Origin of the sequence: Microbacterium horticulturae (assembly GCF_029094505.1) — a bacterium.
Classification (GTDB): domain Bacteria; phylum Actinomycetota; class Actinomycetes; order Actinomycetales; family Microbacteriaceae; genus Microbacterium; species Microbacterium horticulturae.
Genome location: NZ_CP119108.1, coordinates 3,035,430 through 3,053,036 on the forward strand (window position 1 = coordinate 3,035,430; position 17,607 = coordinate 3,053,036).

Sequence of the window (17,607 nt, forward strand, 5' to 3'; positions counted from 1 at the left end):
GCGTCGCGCAACCTTCCGGAAGCGCGGCGCCCGTGGACGATGCCGTCAGGCCGGCTGACCCACGGAACGCATCGCCGAGCGGATGAGGTCGTGCTGCTTGCGCACGAGCAGCAGCGGGTCCACCTCGCCGAGCTCGGCGAAGGCGTGCCCCTCCCATTCGCTCGACCAGTACCCGCGGTACCCGCCGTCGACGAACACGCGCACCAGCTCCGGATAGTCGATGGCCGGCTCCTGGCCGTTCTCGTCGATGTCGTAGAACTTCGCATGCACATGCAGGATCTGCGGCATGATGTCGGCCCACTCGTGCGGATCGACGTGACCGTGCATGTTGAAGGCGAGGTGGGCGAACGATCCCAGGCGGCCCGGTTCGAAGCCACGTCCGCGCAGGTAGCCGATGAACTCCTCCTGCCGGTCGCGCATGGTGGCATCCGTCGCCCAGATGCGCTGCAGGGTCCCGAGCGCTTCATCGTCGAGACCGGCCCGTTGCAGGGCCCGGAGCATGGTCGGCGACATAGCGTGCATCGTCGCGGAGAAGTCGGTGACGAAGCCGAGCAGCGGCGAGTCGAGATCGGCGTAGGTCTCGCGCACGCGCAGGATCTCCGGCGCGTTGGGCCCCATGGGCGCGTGGATCTCATAGGCGAGCTTCAAGTCCAGGTCTTCTGCGACCGGCAGCAGCCGTCGCAGAAGGTCGGGCTTGGCCGACTGGATGCGCACCAGGGGGAACCCGAGCTTCTTCGCGCCCTCGAACATGAGCTTCGAGAACTCGAACTCCTCATCGGGCGTCATGTCGCGATCGCGACGACGCCCCATGTCGAGATTCGCTCCGAACGAGCTCTCATTGAAGCCATGGCGGTCGAAGGCGGCGCGCCAGGTGCGCACGAAGTCGTCCGACACGTGCGGGTAGGTCGGCAGGACTTGGGATGCCACGATCTCGATGCCAGGACCGATTCCCAGTTCGGCGACGCGGTCGAGCAGGCCGTCGAAGTCGAACCAGCCGGCGCGGAACTCGGCACTGGCCGAGTACAGCGTCAGCCCGAGCCGGAACGGATCGTCCTCGGACGCGGGCGGCGGGGGTGTGACATCCGACACGAGCGCCGGCGCCGGCGCATCGTGATCGGTCGCGGTGAGAGTGAGCTGTTGGTGCACGATGTTGGGCACGTAGATGCCCGGGCCGCCGTTCTCACCCGGGGCAATCTGCATGTACGGCAGGCGGAGTTCGCCATGGATCGTGATGTCGTGCTGCTCACCGAGCGAGAGCGGCGCCTCACGACGGACGATCAACAGCGGGTGCTCCTGCAGATACCAGAGCACCTCGCTCTGCCCGGGCAGCTCACTGAGTGCATAGCGCGTACCGGCGAGCTCGAAAGTGAGGTCATCCTCCGGCACGTCCTCACCGTCGATGCTCAACCGGATCGTCGTGACCGACGACAGCCACAGGCTGCGGTACCACGGGATGGTGAGTGAGATCGCGAACCCTTCGGGGTGGATGCGCAGACTGTCTTCAGCGATGAGTCCGTTGGGCATGATCGCTCCTTCATTGAGCACGGGTGGTCCGGCTGCTAACACTAGCAACTTCTATGTTCTTTTTGGGCATAAGTTTGCTAGATGGACACATAACCCTGGTCGATTGCGCGTCTGGCTGGCCCGGGACACATACATGACAGCCAGGAAGAGGCCACTCCCGGTGCGGTTTGGAATCCTCACCGCCCCTTGCGATCGAGGGAGCGATAACCTGCTCTGAAGAACAGCAGCGGTTCTGGGTCGTCAACGACGGAGTTGAGGGTGCGCACGTGCCCCACGGCGATGTAGTGATCGCCGCCCGGGAATACGTCGGCGATCTCGCACTCGATGTGGGCGATGGCCCCGTCGAGCAGGGGAAGACCGAGCTGCCCGGGAAGCCACCTGACGCCGGAGAACTTGTCGTCCCTGTGCTGGGCGAAACGACTGCTGAGCTCATGCTGGTGTCCACCGAGAACATTGATGGCGAACCGGCCGCCGGCCGCGATGCGCCCCCAGCTCTTCGAATCGCGCGCGGGGCTGACCATCACCAGCGGTGGGTCCAGTGACAGCGAAACGAATGACTGGGCGGTCATGCCCGCCGGCTCGCCCACCTCGTCGATGCCGGTGATGACCACGACGCCGGTCGCAAAGTGGGACATCACCGTTCGGAGATGCTCGGCGTCAATCTCTGCCACGGTGATCATCGTCCCTCCGGAATGGGCAGGCGCAGCAGTTCTTGTGCGTTCACGTCGAGGATGCGGTGCTTGTCGTCATCGGTGAGATCGGCGCAGCCCTGCACCATCTCGACGGCCTCGGTGAGGCTGGCGAAGATGGCGTCGGAACCGAGCAGGATCCGCTCGACTCCGAGCGCCTGCTTCGTCAGACGCAGCGCCGCGGGTATGTCCTGCACTGAGGTGTCGAAGTAGGTGTTGCGCCGGAACAGGCCCATTGGGTCGTCGCGCTCGAAGGGCAGCTCATCCATCCACGCGAACAGGCCGGCACCGACGGCTTTGACCGCCGACATGTCCAGTCCGCGATGCAGGTTCCGCTCGTACCGCTGCCAGAGGTACGGCAGTGTTCCGCCGCACAGAGCGAAGATGAAGGAGATGTTGGGATGTCGCGTCGTGATGCCCGAGAGACCCACCCGCAGTGCCGCCATGGCGATCTGAGTGGTCGAGCCCAGCAACATGTTGAGACCGAACTGCTCGAGCCCCGGATGTGCGTTCGAGTCGGTCCCGACCGGGTGAACATAGACGGCGACCGAGCGAGGCTTGCGCCCGAGGTGTTCCCACAGCGGCGCGTACGCCGCGTCGTCGATCGGCACACCGCCAACCAAGCACGGCAGCGCGATGCCCGCGAGCCCGAGCTCGTCGATGGCACGGTCGGCCTCAGCGATCGCGGCGTCGACATGCGGTAGCGGCAGCGACGCGAAGCCCCCAAACCGACCGCCGGACTGAATAGCTATCGTCGCGTATAGGTCGTTGATGTGCTGGGTGGCGGCGAGGGATGCCGCGGCGTCTTCAACCTCGGTGTTCAATCCGACGGCAGAGAAGAGCTGTACGTCTACACCGAGCCGATCCATTTCGGCGAGCCGTTCGCCGAGATCGTTCTCCTGTCCGGCGAACGCGAGGTCGCGACGACCTGCGGCGACGAGCAGATCAATGTACGAGCGCGCCCAGTAGTGCGCGTGCACGTCGATCCTCATTCTTCTTCTCCCTTCAGAATGAACCCCGCCATCGCACGGTCGAAGGCATCCTTCACCGGAGCGTCGGGATCGAGCAGAATCAACGTCTGCAGTCCGTTGATGAGCGCCATGATCGCCGTCGCGGACGAGGCGACGGTCCATCCCGGCGCGAGGATGCCCAGTGCATCGGCGCGCTGCGCACGCTGGAAGATCTGGTCATGGATGACGCGGTTACGCTCGAGAATGAACGCCCGGGTGTCTGCGTCGCCGGCGATTGCCTCCCCTTGCAGCACGTGCTGCAGCCGAATGCGCGCCCGCCCCTCTTCTCCGAGTCCGAGGAACCGGATCAGCGAGGCGAACGGCGAAGCGTCGTCGATGGATGCCGCCGCAATGAGCATTTGATCGGCCCAGTGACGGTCGCGGTCGAGCACGGCACGGAACAGGTCCCGTTTGCTGGGAAACCGTCCGAGCACGGACTGTCGGGTCACGCCAAGCCGCTCGGCGACCTGGTCTAGCGTCGATGCCGAGAATCCGTTCGCGGCGAACACCTCAGCTGCCGCATCGATCACCGTCTCGGCTGCGAGTTCGTGGCCGCGGCGCGGCCGGGCCATCAGGCGACCCCTTTCGCCAGATGCAGCGGGTCGACCTCGTCATCGCGCAGCGCAGGGAACAACTCGTGGCCGATGTTGGGCAGCACTTCCCGGGTGAACAGCTCGTACGACTCGGCAACCAAGGCCGGGTCGGCGGTTCCCGCGGTGAACCGAATGTTGACATGTTCGACTCCCGCGGCCGCATACCCTCGGAACGTCTCGATGAGCTGGTCGGGGGTTCCTCCGGCCATCCACTCCTGCACGTGTCGAGAGTTCCGCGGAGCCGGGTCGCCTGTCAGATCCGCCTTCGACAGCTCGCGCAGACTGCGCCTGTCGACGGAGCGGTCCATCATCGGGTTGCGGCCGGCCAGTGCCTCGGCGATCTCCCACGCGCGCTCCTCCGTGCGGCCGCAGAACACGTGACGGGTCACCAGCGACAGGCGGGCGGCTTCTCTCCGCTGCTGCTCAGGAATGCCGGCCTCTTCCATCGCGGCGCGATGCCGGGCGAGCTTCTCGGCCGCCGCCTCGGGCAAGCAGGGGCCGAGGAACAGCGGGTAGCCCCGGCGCGCGACGCCGTCGATCTTGACATCGGTGTTCGTGCCGATCGCCTTGAGAGGTCCGCGGACGCGCCATGAGGCCGGCATCATCCGCCCGGCCAGCTCGCCGTGGTCCCACTCCGAACCCAGCTGGAGCGGAGCATCCCCCGTACGTAGCGCATGGATGCGATTCACGTCGTCGAGCTTGGCGTTGAAGATCTCATCCTTACGCTCCATCGGCAGGTCCCACACCCGGAAATCCGGCACGGGGCCGCCGCGGCCCGAGCTCAACCCCATGATGAAGCGGCCGCGAGTGAGCAGATCGATGACGTTCGAGTCTTCTGCCACACGCAGGGGATGGTGGAACACGAGCGGGACGACGGTCGTGCCGAACCAGGTGTCACCCAGGTGCGGTGCCAGGCGTGCACCCATGAGGAACGGGTTGGCATACGGCTCGTAGTCGTTGAGGTGCTGCTCGCCGAACGTCACCATCGCGTAGCCGGCATCGGCGCAGGCGATGGCCTCGTCGATGCACAGATCGATCATCGCTTTGTCGAACGTGGGTCCGAGCGAGATGGGCCCCATAAAAACGGAAAGATGCATGATGGATTCTCCTTGTCTGGATGACGTGTCAGCGGGCACCGCGCACGCGAAGGACGGTGATGGCCGAGGCGATCGCGAACACGGCGCCAGCCATATACAGCACGGTGAAGTTCTGGTTTGCCTGTCCTGAGACCGACAGCACCGGCACTGCAAGGAAGAACGGTGCGATAGCCGGACCGACGAACTGCGGGATGAGATTCGACAGGTTGAACACGCCGATGTCCTTACCGGCGTCGCGTTCGCGGCTAGGCAGCACGTCTGTGACCAGCGCAAGGTCGACCGAGAAGTAGACGCCCTGGGCTGCTCCCACCAGCGCCATGGCGACGAAGTACATCGGCAGTGCTGTGGCGAAACCCATCAGTGTGAACCCGACGACACCCACCAATGCTGCAAGCGTGACGAAAATCTTTCGCCGGCCGATCCGGTCACTCAGCGGCGCGAAGATGGCACTGACGAGGATGACAGCGATCGTCTGGGCAGCCGTGCCCGCCGGCACCAGCGCTGTGGCGGTTGCTTCGGTGAAGCCGAGCTGGGCGACGAGGTAATACAGCTGGTAGTTGATCACCGTTGCAAGCCCCAGGAACATCAGGAACCGGCTGGCCCAGGCCCACGCGAAGTCTGGCGCGCGACGCGGGCTCACCCAGAAGCTGGCGAAGAACGCGGCGAGGTCCAACGGAGGACGCTCAGCCCGCGTGATCCGGCGGTCTTTGAGGACGAACAGCACGATGACGATGGTGACGGCGGCGATCAGCGCGGGAACAAGGAACGCAGGCAGCAGAGTCGGAGCCTGGCTGAGCCCGAAGGCGAGGCCGGCGCCGATGAGCCCGCCGAGGGCTTGGCCCACGCCCATCATCCCCGACACGAGACCGCGCCGCCTTTCAGGAACGTGGTCGGGAACGAGGGCAGTAAGCACGGCTAGCAGGATGTTGAGCCCCACCATCGTGACGAGCCAGCCGGCGATGGCGAGGCCGAGGCCGCTCGATACGCCAATCATCACCGCGCCGATGACCAGGAGCACTGCACCGCCCAGCAACCAGGGTCGACGCATCCCGAATCGCGAGGTGGTGCGGTCCGAAAGACGCCCGGCGATCGGATTGACGACGATGCCTGCGACGGAGCCGACGACGAGGATGACCGAAAGAGCTCGCGGCCGGGCCGCGGCATCTGACACCAACTCGACAACCTTCAGCTGCAAGGTCACGATCACGGGAGTGAGCAGGGCGATCCAGATACCGAAGTTCGCCACGGCGAGGGCCACGATGAACCCCACGCTCACGCGCCGGGGGCCGGGGGCGTCACCGACAGCGGAGAGCACGGTGTCCGCGGGATCGGGAGGGGTTGAGTTCATGTGCGACTCCTTTGTCGATAAACATACTGCGAAGTAGTTTTATTCAAGAGTGCCGCGCAATGGTATGCCTGGCAATCAGAGATCTGTGATGCCTCACATAGACGCGAGTGATGTGGACACGTCGGAGACGCGATCGAGTGACGCCTCGACCCCAGGGCCGCGGGGTCTCAGACCAGCCGCACCTCGGCGTCCACGGCAGCGGCGGTCTCCAAGAGCGCCGGCAGATACTCATCGCGCATGCGCTCTTCGCTGACCCGATTGGTGCTGGTCGAGACGTTCAACGCCGCGATGACCGCGCCCGACCGATCATGCACGGGCGCGGCGACCGACCGCAGCCCCGGCTCGAGCTCACCGTCGACCATCGCCCAACCCTGTGTGCGCACGCTATCGAGTTCGGCGGCGAGCGCCTGCCCGGTGAGCGTCTTCGCGGTGGGGTGGAGATCAGTGGATGCCGCGACCGCGGCCTCGCGCGCAGCATCCGTCATCCCGGCCAGCAGTACCCGACCCATGCTCGTGGCGTGGGCAGGGAACCGGGTGCCGATCGTGATGCGCACGCTCATGATGCGGCGCGTGTGCACGCGGGCGACGTAGACGATGTCGGTGCCGTCGAGCACCGCCGCCGACACCGACTCGTCGAGCCGGTGCGACAACTGCTCGAGGTGCGGCTGGACGACCTCGGGCAGCGACAGTCCCGACAGATAGCTGAAGCCCAGCTCGAGCACGTTCGGGGTGAGCGAGAACGATCGACCGTCGCTGCGCACGTAGCCGAGTGTCTCGAGCGTGCGCAGAAAGCGCCGGGCCGCCGCGCGCGGCATGTCGGCGCGCACCGCGACCTCGCTGAGCGAGAGGTTCGCGTGGTCGGCGTCGAAGGCACGGATGACCGCGAGCCCGCGCGCGAGCGACTGGACGAAGTCGGGCGAGGCCGGTTCGCTCACTCCCCGTACTCCTCGAGGGCGGAGCGGATGTCGGTGTGCGAGAAGTCGTCGCCGACGTAGAGCAGCGGGTCGTTCTCGATGTAGGCGAGGGCGTAGCTGAACGTGTCGCCGAAGTTGAGCCGGGCCGGATGCCCCGAGCCGCGACCGTATGCGAAGAATGCACCGGTGGCGACATCAGCGGATTCGACGTCGACAGCAGCAACGTCGAGGCGAGCGCGCCGTATCAGGCCATCGAGTTCGCGTACGGCCGCGGGGCCGCCCTTGCCGAAAGCCACCATCCGCGCTTCGACGAGCGTGGCTGCCGAGATGCGGCCGCCGTAGTCGCTCAGAAGCCGCCGGATGGCTGCGCCCTGAGGTTCATCTTCCATGACGGCGATGAGCGCGGACGTGTCGACGATCACACCGGCAGCCCTTGCTCGTCGTACAGCCAGTCACCGTGATCACTCATGGCCTCGCGTTGCTCCGCCGTGGTGATCGATCTGAAGTGTTCTGCGATCCGCTCGATGTCTTTCAGGCGGCGTTCGGCCTCTTCGGGAGAATATCGCGGCGCCGGCCGGCCAGTGTGCTGCTCGGCCGCATTCAGCTGCTCGAGGCGCAGGCGCACCGCGGATTCGACCGCACTCGTCTGACTCATACCGGTGCGCTCGGCGAGCTCCCTTACGAGCGCGTGCGTGCGCTCGTTCTTGATGTTCAGACTCATGGCGCCATTCTACCCGGGTAGAAGTTTTGATTCTACCGTTCTACCGTGTTCAGGATGTTGTCGTACGACTCGCCGCGTTCGCGGGGCGACCGGGTTCTACCGCTCGAGCACGACGGCGAGGCCTTGCCCGACGCCGATGCAGATCGCGGCGACCGCGACCCCACCGCCGCGGCGCGCGAGCTCGTGAGCCGCGTGTCCGAGAATGCGCCCGCCCGACGCGCCGAGCGGGTGCCCGATGGCCAGTGCCCCACCGTGGATGTTGACCTTCTCAGGGTGGAGCTCTGGCCAGCCCTTGATGTCGGCGAGCGACTGCGACGCGAACGCTTCGTTGAGCTCGACGACGTCGACCTCGGCCCAGGTGCGGCCAGCGCGCTTCAGCGCCTTGTTCGCGGCCTCGATGGGCGCCAGCGGGAAGACGTCGGGGTCGACGCCGTGCGCGCCGCGCCCGGTGATACGGGCGAGCGGTTCGACGTCGAGCGCGCCTTCGGCGCCGAGCAGCACGGCCGAGGCGCCGTCATTGATCGATGATGAGTTGCCGGCGGTGACCGTGCCCGCGTCATCGTTCGCGAACAGGGCCCGCAGCTTTCCGAGCTTCTCGAGCGAGCTGTCGTCGCGGATGCCTTCGTCGCGCGCCAACTCGGCGCCCGGCACCTGCACGATCTCGCGGTCGTAGACGCCCTCGGCCCAGGCCTTGGCGGCGAGCTGGTGCGAGCGCAGCGCGAAAGCGTCCTGCTGCTCGCGCGTCAGCCCGGCTTGCCGGGCGACCTTCTCGGCTGACTGCCCGTTCGAGATCGTCCAGGCCGCCGGCAGGTTCTTGTTGACCATGCGCCAGCCGATCGAGGTGTTCCACATCGTCTGGTTGCCGGTCGCCGGCCACGGCTTCGCCGACTTCTCGACGATGAACGGCGCACGGCTCATCGACTCGACGCCGCCGGCGAGCACGAACCGCGCATCGCCGACCTCGATCGCGCGCGAGCCCTGCACCACGGCCTCGAGCGACGACGCGCACAACCGGTTGACGGTGACGCCGGTCACGCTCGTCGGAAAGCCGGCCAGCAGCGCGCCCATGCGGGCGACGTTGCGATTGTCTTCTCCCGCCTGGTTCGCGTCACCGAAGATCACATCGTCGATGGATGCGGCATCCACCCCCGTCCGCTCGACGATCGCCTTCATGACGACCGCGGCGAGATCGTCCGGCCGGACGCCCGACAGTGCCCCGCCGGCACGACCGAACGGGGTGCGCACGGCGTCGTAGATGTAGGTGGCGGTCATGGTCACTCCTTTGTGCGGGGGGATGCCGCGACATCCCCCGTCGCGTCGATGAGGGTCAGTCCGGTGAGCTCTTCGAGGCCCGCGATCGTCGTGTCACCGAACGCCTCGCGCACGGCGAAGCCGTCGGGCGTGACGTCGAAGACGGCGTGGTCGGTGTAGACCCGGGTGACGCAGCCGACGCCGGTCAGCGGGTAGGTGCAGGCCTCGACGAGCTTCGACTCGCCCTTCTTGGTGAGCAGGTCGGTCATGACGTAGACGCTCTTCGCGCCGATCGCGAGGTCCATCGCGCCGCCCACGGCGGGGATCGCCCCGGGTGCGCCGGTCGACCAGTTGGCGAGGTCGCCGGTCTGCGACACCTGGAACGCGCCCAGCACGCACACGTCGAGGTGGCCGCCGCGCATCATGCCGAAGGAGTCCGCATGGTGGAAGTACGCGGCGCCGGGAAGGGCCGTGACCGCCTGCTTGCCGGCGTTGATGAGGTCGGGATCCACGTGCCCCGGCTCGGGCGCGGGCCCCATGCCCAGCATCCCGTTCTCGGTGTGCAGGATGATCTCCTGGTCGTCGGGCAGGTAGTTCGCGACGAGGGTCGGGGCGCCGATGCCGAGGTTCACGTATGAGCCCTCGGGGATGTCGGCCGCGATACGCGCGGCCAGGTCGTTGCGGCTGATCGTGGTCATCGCGCTGCCTCCTGCTGCTCGGCGTCTTCGAGCGGGTTGCCCTCGAGGTCGACCCCGCCGACGAACTCTCCGTCACGCAGCCAGCGCCGCTCGCCCACCGCGACGACGCGGTCGACGAAGATGCCGGGGGTGATCACCGACTCGGGGTCGAGGTCGCCGAGCGGCACGATCTCATCGACCTGGACGATGGTGGTGGATGCCGCGGACGCCATGATCGGGCCGAAATTACGAGCCGTCTCGCGATAGACGAGGTTGCCCCAGCAGTCGGCACTGCGTGCGCTGACCAGTGCGAAGTCGGCGCGGATCGGGTACTCGAGCACATACTCGCGGCCGTCGATGGTGCGGTGTTCCTTGCCCTCGGCCAGCTGGGTGCCCACGCCCGTGGGCGAGTAGAAGCCGCCGATGCCGGCGCCGGCGGCGCGGATGCGCTCGGCGAGATTGCCCTGCGGCACGAGCTCGAGCTCGATCTCGCCGGCGCGGTACAGGCCGTCGAACACCCACGAGTCGACCTGGCGTGGGAACGAGCAGATGATCTTGCGCACGCGCTTCTTCGCCAGCAGCGCCGCCAGGCCGACGTCACCGTTGCCCGCGTTGTTGTTGACGATCGTCAGGTCTTTAGCGCCGGACTCGATGAGCGCGTCGATGAGCTCGACGGGCTGACCGGCACGGCCGAACCCTCCGATCATGACGGTCGCGCCATCGGGGATTCCGGCCACGGCGGCTGCGACATCCGCCACGGTCTTGTCGATCACGGGTCCTCCTCGGCTCTTGCGCCTGGTTCGCTCTGCGAACGGATGTGCGTCCTGTGTACATCTTAGCGCGCTTGGCGCGTTTCGGGGAGGGCCGGATGTCGCTGTCACGGCGCGACATGCGCGGGCCGCGGCATCCCGTCCCTCGGTAGGCTCGCGAGCGAACCGCTGTTCGACCACGAGAGGCGCACCATGGCACAGATCGCGACGACCACCGCGGGCAGCCTGCCCCGCACGCAGGCGCTCATCGCCGCGAACGGCGCGCGCGAGCTCGCCGACGACGGCTTCACCCTGAAGACCACTCCCGAGTTCGACGAGCTGGTCACAGCCGCGGTCGCCGACGTCGTCGCACGCCAGCGCGCCGCCGGCATCACGCTGGTCGGTGACGGAGAGTTCGGCAAGGCCATGTCGAGCGCGGTCGATTACGGCGCGTGGTGGTCGTACTCGTTCCAGCGCGTGACGGGTCTGTCGCTGACCGACGTCAACCCGATCATCGCGGCGCCCGAGGGCACCGACATGGCCGGCCAGCGGGCCGTGCGGTCAGAGCCCGGCAAGATCCGGCTCACCTCGTTCGTCGACCGCCGCGACCGGCAGCGGTTCCCCGCCGTGTATCACGACGCCGAGACGGTGCCCCAGGGGCGCATCGCCACGGCGTTTCCCACGACGACGGGGGCGATCTCGTATCGCGGACAGGATGCCGTTGCCGCCGACATCCGCCACCTCACGGCCGCGCTGCAGCCGGGCGAGCAGGGCTTTCTCACGGCGATCTCACCGGGCAGCGCCGCCCGCGTCGTGAACACGCACTATGGGAGCGAGCAGGAGCACATCGACGCGTGGGCCGACGCGTTGCGCGAGGAGTACACGGCGATCACCGACGCGGGCCTCATCGTGCAGATCGATGACCCGTCGCTCGCCGAGAACTGGGATCAGATCAACCCCGAGCCTTCGGTCGAGGACTACCAGGCGTTCACGAAGATCCGCATCGATGCGCTGAACCGGGCCATCGAGGGGCTGCCGCGCGAGCAGGTGCGGCTGCACCTGTGCTGGGGGTCGTGGCACGGGCCGCACACCACCGACATCGAGCTGCGGCACATCCTGCCGGTCGTGCTGCAGGCGAACGTCGGCTCGATCTCGTTCGAGGCGGGCAACGTGCGCCACGAGCACGAGTGGGCGGTGTGGCGGGATGCCGCGGTGCCGGCAGACCTCGTCCTGGTTCCGGGTGTCGTCAGCCACGCGACGAACGTCGTCGAGCATCCCGACCTGGTCGCGGAGCGGATCGGCCGGTTCACCTCGATCGTGGGACCGGAGCGGGTCATCGCCTCGACCGACTGCGGCCTGGGCGGGCGCGTGCACCCCGACATCGCGTGGGCGAAGCTCGAGGCGCTGGGCGAGGGCGCGCGGCGCGCGGGCGTCTGACGGGGCTGCGGCATCCACCAACCGCACGGGCTGCTGCGCTTGGCCGCGCGGGCTCGGCGTCTTCGGCGTGCTCGGTGGCCTCGGGGCCCCGGGCAACTTCGGTGCCTTCCGCCCCCTTCGCGAGAACACGGTTGTGCACGCTCTGAGCGCGAAAAGGCGTGCACAGCCGTGTTCTCGCGGAAAGGGGCCGACCTCGCGGGATGGGGTCGAACTCGAGGGATGGGGTCGAACTCGCGAGGTGGATGACGACCTCGCGAAACAAGGTACGACCTCGCGAAACAAGGTGCGACCTCGCGAAAGAAGGTACGACCTCGCGAGAAAAGGTACGACCTCGCGGGAGAAGGTACGACCTCGCGGGATAAGGTACGACCTCGCGGGGCGGGCGGGGCGGGGCGGGGCGGGGCGAGGGCGGGGCAGGGCGGCGTCAGGCCTCGGCGAAGACCTGCTGCGCGATGCGGAAGGCCGTGTTCGCCGCGGGCACGCCCGAGTAGATCGCCGACTGCAGGATGACCTCCTTGATCTCATCGGCGGTCAGGCCGTTGCGCAGTCCGGCACGCAGGTGCATCGCGAGTTCCTCGTGATGTCCGTGCGCGATGAGCGACGTGATCACGGCGATCGACCGCGACCGGCGATCGAGCCCGGGCCGCGACCACACATCGCCCCACGCGGTGCGCGTGATGAAGTCCTGGAAGTCAGCCGTCAGGTCGCTGATCTTCGCGTTCGCGGCATCCACATGCTCATCGGAGAGCACCTCGCGGCGCACGACCATCCCCTGGTCGAAGCGCTCCTGGTCAGACAGGCGGTCGGTCATCTCATGCTCCCGGTGAAGAAGTCGCGCAGAAGTCGCGCGGTCAGGTCAGGGTCTTCCGCGGGGGCGAGATGCGCGGCATCCAGCACCTCCGCCACGTCCCCGTTCTGCACGCCTCGCGCAATCTCGACGGCGCTCGCCTCCGGGCACACCTGGTCGAAGTGGCCGAAGACAGCGAGCACCGGTGCGGTGATCCGCCCGAGCCGGTCGCGCACGTCGTGGGCGGCCAGCGCCTCGCAGCACAGGGCGTAGCTTTCGTCGTCGGCGTCCTGCAGGGCATGCAACAGCCGCCCCGTGATGACGGGATGCCGCGACAGCGACTCGGGTGCGAACCAGCGCTGCGCGGAGGGCACGACCAGCGACGAGGTGCTCTGCGCGCGCACGTGCGCGGCCCGGTCGTGCCAGCCGGCGGTCTCGGCGATCTTCGCTCCGGAGCAGATGATGGATGCTGCGGCCACGAGATCCGGGTGCCGCAGCATTAGTTCGAGCCCGACCGCGCCGCCCAGCGACACCCCGGCGTAGAGGATGCGCGAGGCCCCGAGCCTTGCGGCGGCGTCGGCGACGCCATCGGCGAGGTCGGCGACCGTGAATGCCGCCGTGGCCTTCGGCGACGCACCGTGACCGGGCAGATCCCACGCAGCGACCCGCCAGGTTTCGGACAGCTGAGCGGCGACCTCGTCCCACAGGATCGTCGAGGTGCCCAGCGACGGCCCGAGCAGCAGCAGCGGAGCGCCGGCGGGACCGACGGGTTCGGTGACGGCGAGGGCGGGGACGGTCATTTCTCCTCCTGGAGGGTGTCGACGAGCGGGCCCGCCAGGCCCGTGTAGCCCGACGGGTCGAGCAGCGCGTCGACGTCGAGAGTGGATGCCTCGGGCAACGCCCGCACGAGGGTGGCGAGGTCGCCCCCGGCCGCGGCATCCCGAACCAGAGCGGTGACGCGCTCCTTGCCGATGAGCGGGGTGAGGACGAGCGAGAGGCGCTCCGACAGCACGAGGCCGCCGGTGAGATCGAGGTTGCGGCGGGCGGCGTCGACGTCGACGCGCAGGTGCGCGGCGAGGGAAGAGGCGTGCCACGAGGCGCCGAGCGCGAGCCGGAGCAGCTCGCGCAGCGTCTGCCACTCGGCATGCCACGCGCCATCGGGGCGTTCGTCTCCGGCAAGCGCGGCCGCGAGGTGCAAGGTGGCGCCGAGCTGCGGCGCGCGCAGCGCCGCCGAGCGGATCAGCACGGCCTCGGCCGGGTTCTGCTTCTGCGGCATGGCCGAAGAGCCGCCGCCGGTCCCTTCGACGACCTCGCCGATCTCGGTGCGGCTGAGGGTGGCGACATCCGTCGCGAGCTTCCCCGCGGCATCCACCGCCTGCACCAGGGCGTCGCCCAGCTCGGTGACCGGCCACCGGGTGACCTGCCAGGGCGCGTCGGGCGTGGCCAGGCCGGCGCGGCCGCTGTACGCGGCGACGAGGCGCTCCGCGGCATCCACCGATCCGGTGATCTCGACGAACGAGGCCAGGGTTCCGCCGGCCCCGCCGAGCTGTGCGGGGAACGTGAGCGCCTCGAGCCGCGTGATCGCGCGGTCGAGGCCGCGCGCCCAGGTCGCGGCATGCAGCCCGATCGTGGTGGGCACGGCGTGCTGGGTGAGTGTGCGCGCAACGGCGAGGTCGTCGCGGTGGGCATGCGCCAGCTCTCGCAGCCGCTGTGCGGCGTCTCCGAGCGACGCGCGCACCTGCTCGGTCGCGCGTCGGGCGACCATCATGATCGCGGTGTCCCAGATGTCCTGACTGGTCGCACCGCGGTGGACCCAGACGCGGGCCTCGGCGGGCACGGCGTCTTTGATCCGCGACACCATCGGGATCACCGGGTTGCCACCGCCGGTGGCGGCCTCGGCGATCTCGGCGACGTTGAAGCCCTTGCTGACCGCGCGGTACTTCTCGTCGAGGCCGAAAACGTGGTCGACGTCGCGCTCGACCTCGGGCGGCGCCACCCCGACGCGCGCATACGCGCCGACCAGAGCTCCCTCGGCGCGCACGAGCGCGTTGAGGAACAGTCGGTCACTCACGAGGTCGTCGTGGCCGGTGCTCACGGGGCTGAGCAGCCCCTCATCGATGGCGGTCATGGCACCTCCCCTGCGAAGCGTAGCGAACGGTGGACATGCGTGTCGTGTGCCCCGACCCGACCTCTACCGCGGCAAATTCATATGAGTCTGTCGAACGCACATCATCCCGACGCCGGTTTGATGTGCAAGGGACAAATCCATATGAATTCGGTGGGGCGGGGCGGGCGGATGCCGCAGACCCACCGGGCCGCGGCATCCACTCTTCCCCCTCAGAACGTGAGGAAGACCGTCTCGCCCTCACCCTGCAGGTGGATGTCGTGCTGCAGCGAACCGTCGGGCAGGCGCGTGGCGACCAGGGTCGCGCGCTCGTCGGCGTCGAGCGAGGCCAGCAGCGGGTCGGCGGCGAGCGCCTGTTCGTCATCGGGCAGGTAGATGCGCGTGTGCAGCTTGTTCGGAAGCCCGCGGGCGAACACGATGGCGGCGAAGAACGGCGCCTTGCCCGCCGCGGCTCCGGGGTTGCGCGTCCAGAACTCGAAGTGCCCTTCGTCGCCCGTGAACGACCGGCCGAACCCGGTGAAGCTGTGGTCGTCGCGGCGGAGCGTTCCGCGCGTGCTCGGCACCGTGCCATCGCTGTCGGCACCGAAGATCTCGATCATCGCGTCGGGGATCGGCGATCCGTTGCCGTCGTACGCGGTGCCGCCCAGCACGATGGCGCCGGGGCTGAAGGGATGGACGATCTCGTGCATCTTGGGAAAGACGGTCCCGTACGCGAAGAACGGGCCGATGGTCTGGCCGGGCGTGGGGTCCAGGGTCTTGTCGGGCATCAGTGCTCGCCCTCCTCGGGCTCGTGCCAGGTGGCGTCGGGGCCGTCGACGACGATGTCCCAGCGGTAGCCCATCGAGAACTCCGGCACCGTGAGGTCGTGGTCGTAGGTGCTGACCAGATGGTCGCGGTCGGACTGCCGATGGATCGAGTTGTAGATCGGGTCGAGCGCGAACAGCGGGTCGCCGGGGAAGTACATCTGCGTCACGATGCGCTGCGTGAACGCGCTGCCGAACACCGAGAAGTGGATGTGCGCGGGGCGCCACGCGTTCTGGTGGTTCTTCCACGGATAGGCGCCCGGCTTGATCGTCGTGAAGAGGTACTCGCCGTCATCGTTCGTGACCGTACGGCCCGCACCGGTGAAGTTCGGGTCGAGCGGGGCCGGATGCTGGTCGCGCTGGTGGATGTAGCGGCCGGCCGAGTTGGCCTGCCAGATCTCGAGCAGCTGGTTCGCGACGGGGCGGCCCCACGAGTCGAGCACGCGCCCGCGCACCGTGATGCGCTCGCCGAGCGGCTCGCCCGCGTGCTGCAGCGTGAGATCGGACTCGATGGCCGCGACGTCTCGCTGTCCGTAGGCCGGCGAGTACAGTTCGATCGTCTCGGGGTCGACCAGGCGCGGATTCTTGGTGGGGTGGCGCAGCAGGCTCGAGCGGTAGGGCGGGAAGTCGTAGATCGTCGCCGGCAGCTTCTCGCCGTCTGCTTCGCGCCGCGCGTAGTCGGCGTGGATCTCTTGGATCTCACGCGTGATCTGCGACTGCGGCGGAAAGTCGGCGGACGCAAGCAGGCTCTCCGGCGCGGCTGCCGTGGACTGAGTGTCTGTCATGGGTGTCTCCTTTGACCGTCCACGTGGTGACGGACCCTTCCAGCGTCGCAGGAACCCGGCCACGCGACGGATGGATGTCGCACTCAGTGAGAGGATCGCAGGTCATGGTGCAGGTCACGAGCGGCTTGCACGACCATCGGTGCAAGTCGGCGCTCGTCGGCGCGGTCGAGATGCACGACGACGCCGATCGCGATCGACGGCAGCCCCTGCACATGCGAGACGGGGGCGGCGACCGACACGTTGCCGAGAGTCATCTCCTCGCGCGTGGTCGCGTAGCCGCGCAGTTGCGCGCGCCGCAGCTCGCTGCGCAGCCGCTGCTCGTCGACGATCGACTGGGTCGTCTCGCGCTGCAGAGGAATTCGGAAGTATCGCTCGAGCCAGACCGCGTCGCGGGTGGACAGCAGCGCCTTGCCCACGCCGGTCGTGTGCAGGGGCTGGCGCCCGCCCATGCGGCTCAGGGTCGGGATGGAGCCCGAACCGGTGACCCGCCCGACGTACAGCGCGACCGACGCCTCGGGAGTCACCCCGTCGAGCACCGCGAGGTGGACGTTCTCGCCGGTCGCCTCGTAGAGCCGCGCCATGTGCGGCAGCGCGGTCTCGCGCAGACGCAACGACAGCGGCGAGAGCTCGCCGAGTTCCCAGAGCCGCGCGCCGATCGTATAGGTGCGGCCGGGTGCGCGAGCGAGCAGCCCCTCCGCGACGAGGTCGGCGAGCAGCCGGTGCACCGTGGAGATCGGGATGCCGCTGCGCACGGCGATTTCGCCGGCACCGACGGCCGGTTCATCGGCCGAGAAGCATGACAGCACGCGCATGATGCGCGTGAGCATTCCGTCGTCCGGCATCCATCCTCCCCAGGGCTCGAGGGTAGCGCGTGTGTGCGCGCGTGCGCTTTTGCGCGCGCCTGCGCGCGCTGCGCTTGCGCTTGCGCCGAGGTCGTAGCCAATCTCGCGAGGTCGTAGCCAATCTCGCGAGGTCGTAGCCGACCCCGTCTCCCCGCTTTCGCGAGAACACGTCTCTGCACGCTTCTGAGCCGCAGGAGCGTGCACGGGCGTGATCTCGCGAAAGCTCGCGTCGGTGGGCGCGGCCCGGCGACGGAA

At 68.1% G+C, this 17,607-nt stretch carries 19 protein-coding genes; 1 reads left to right on the forward strand and 18 read right to left on the reverse strand.

Annotation, left to right across the window (positions count from 1 at the left end):
* Positions 1-45: 45 nt before the first annotated feature.
* The 12 genes from PU630_RS14375 to PU630_RS14430 all read right to left on the reverse strand — a co-directional run bounded on the left by PU630_RS14375 (position 46) and on the right by PU630_RS14430 (position 10,597).
* A complete protein-coding gene (locus PU630_RS14375; RefSeq protein ID WP_275277741.1) occupies positions 46-1,524 on the reverse strand; it encodes a C-glycoside deglycosidase beta subunit domain-containing protein in 1,479 nt (492 codons plus the stop codon).
* A 176-nt stretch (positions 1,525-1,700) separates the two neighbouring features.
* Positions 1,701-2,204 carry a flavin reductase family protein gene (locus PU630_RS14380; protein ID WP_275277742.1) on the reverse strand — a complete coding sequence of 168 codons (504 nt, stop codon included), beginning with the start codon at positions 2,202-2,204 and terminating at the stop codon, positions 1,701-1,703.
* A complete protein-coding gene (locus PU630_RS14385; RefSeq protein ID WP_275277743.1) occupies positions 2,201-3,205 on the reverse strand; it encodes an amidohydrolase family protein in 1,005 nt (334 codons plus the stop codon). Before PU630_RS14385 ends, PU630_RS14380 begins: the two co-directional genes overlap by 4 nt.
* Positions 3,202-3,795 carry a TetR/AcrR family transcriptional regulator gene (locus PU630_RS14390; RefSeq protein ID WP_275277744.1) on the reverse strand — a complete coding sequence of 198 codons (594 nt, stop codon included), beginning with the start codon at positions 3,793-3,795 and terminating at the stop codon, positions 3,202-3,204. Before PU630_RS14390 ends, PU630_RS14385 begins: the two co-directional genes overlap by 4 nt.
* Positions 3,795-4,913 (reverse strand): LLM class flavin-dependent oxidoreductase, encoded by a 1,119-nt coding sequence (locus PU630_RS14395; RefSeq protein ID WP_275277745.1) that lies wholly within the window; start codon positions 4,911-4,913, stop codon positions 3,795-3,797. The genes PU630_RS14390 and PU630_RS14395 overlap by 1 nt, the downstream gene beginning before the upstream one ends.
* 28 nt (positions 4,914-4,941) lie before the next feature.
* Entirely contained in the window at positions 4,942-6,261 is a 1,320-nt protein-coding gene (locus tag PU630_RS14400; RefSeq protein ID WP_275277746.1) for an MFS transporter, read from the reverse strand.
* A 167-nt stretch (positions 6,262-6,428) separates the two neighbouring features.
* Positions 6,429-7,196 carry an IclR family transcriptional regulator domain-containing protein gene (locus PU630_RS14405; protein WP_275277747.1) on the reverse strand — a complete coding sequence of 256 codons (768 nt, stop codon included), beginning with the start codon at positions 7,194-7,196 and terminating at the stop codon, positions 6,429-6,431.
* The gene (locus PU630_RS14410; protein ID WP_275277748.1) at positions 7,193-7,597 is read right to left on the reverse strand and encodes a type II toxin-antitoxin system VapC family toxin; all 405 of its coding nucleotides are present in this window, start codon (positions 7,595-7,597) and stop codon (positions 7,193-7,195) included. Before PU630_RS14410 ends, PU630_RS14405 begins: the two co-directional genes overlap by 4 nt.
* Positions 7,594-7,896, reverse strand: a complete 303-nt coding sequence (locus tag PU630_RS14415; protein ID WP_275277749.1) for a type II toxin-antitoxin system VapB family antitoxin — start codon at positions 7,894-7,896, stop codon at positions 7,594-7,596. Before PU630_RS14415 ends, PU630_RS14410 begins: the two co-directional genes overlap by 4 nt.
* Before the next feature lie 96 nt (positions 7,897-7,992).
* The gene (locus PU630_RS14420) at positions 7,993-9,168 is read right to left on the reverse strand and encodes a thiolase family protein (protein ID WP_275277750.1); all 1,176 of its coding nucleotides are present in this window, start codon (positions 9,166-9,168) and stop codon (positions 7,993-7,995) included.
* A gap of 2 nt (positions 9,169-9,170) precedes the next feature.
* Positions 9,171-9,845 (reverse strand): 3-oxoacid CoA-transferase subunit B, encoded by a 675-nt coding sequence (locus PU630_RS14425; RefSeq protein ID WP_275277751.1) that lies wholly within the window; start codon positions 9,843-9,845, stop codon positions 9,171-9,173.
* Complete coding sequence (locus PU630_RS14430) at positions 9,842-10,597, reverse strand: 3-oxoacid CoA-transferase subunit A (RefSeq protein ID WP_275277752.1); 756 nt, start codon at positions 10,595-10,597, stop codon at positions 9,842-9,844. Before PU630_RS14430 ends, PU630_RS14425 begins: the two co-directional genes overlap by 4 nt.
* 189 nt (positions 10,598-10,786) lie before the next feature.
* Between PU630_RS14430 and PU630_RS14435 the strand changes: the two genes are divergently transcribed.
* The gene (locus PU630_RS14435) at positions 10,787-12,010 is read left to right on the forward strand and encodes a cobalamin-independent methionine synthase II family protein (RefSeq protein ID WP_275277753.1); all 1,224 of its coding nucleotides are present in this window, start codon (positions 10,787-10,789) and stop codon (positions 12,008-12,010) included.
* A 424-nt stretch (positions 12,011-12,434) separates the two neighbouring features.
* On the opposite strand, the gene pcaC is transcribed toward PU630_RS14435, so the two are convergent.
* The 6 genes from pcaC to PU630_RS14465 form a co-directional block, all read right to left on the reverse strand.
* Positions 12,435-12,821 carry a 4-carboxymuconolactone decarboxylase gene (gene pcaC / locus PU630_RS14440; RefSeq protein WP_275277754.1) on the reverse strand — a complete coding sequence of 129 codons (387 nt, stop codon included), beginning with the start codon at positions 12,819-12,821 and terminating at the stop codon, positions 12,435-12,437.
* The gene (locus PU630_RS14445; RefSeq protein ID WP_275277755.1) at positions 12,818-13,597 is read right to left on the reverse strand and encodes an alpha/beta fold hydrolase; all 780 of its coding nucleotides are present in this window, start codon (positions 13,595-13,597) and stop codon (positions 12,818-12,820) included. The genes pcaC and PU630_RS14445 overlap by 4 nt, the downstream gene beginning before the upstream one ends.
* Positions 13,594-14,925 carry a lyase family protein gene (locus PU630_RS14450; RefSeq protein ID WP_275277756.1) on the reverse strand — a complete coding sequence of 444 codons (1,332 nt, stop codon included), beginning with the start codon at positions 14,923-14,925 and terminating at the stop codon, positions 13,594-13,596. The genes PU630_RS14445 and PU630_RS14450 overlap by 4 nt, the downstream gene beginning before the upstream one ends.
* A gap of 209 nt (positions 14,926-15,134) precedes the next feature.
* Positions 15,135-15,689, reverse strand: a complete 555-nt coding sequence (pcaG, locus tag PU630_RS14455; protein ID WP_275277757.1) for a protocatechuate 3,4-dioxygenase subunit alpha — start codon at positions 15,687-15,689, stop codon at positions 15,135-15,137.
* On the reverse strand, positions 15,689-16,510 hold the full coding sequence (gene pcaH / locus PU630_RS14460; protein WP_275277758.1) for a protocatechuate 3,4-dioxygenase subunit beta: 822 nt from the start codon (positions 16,508-16,510) through the stop codon (positions 15,689-15,691). Before pcaH ends, pcaG begins: the two co-directional genes overlap by 1 nt.
* Before the next feature lie 83 nt (positions 16,511-16,593).
* Positions 16,594-17,352: an IclR family transcriptional regulator gene (locus PU630_RS14465; protein ID WP_275277759.1), complete on the reverse strand. Its 759-nt coding sequence runs from the start codon at positions 17,350-17,352 to the stop codon at positions 16,594-16,596.
* Positions 17,353-17,607: the final 255 nt, after the last annotated feature.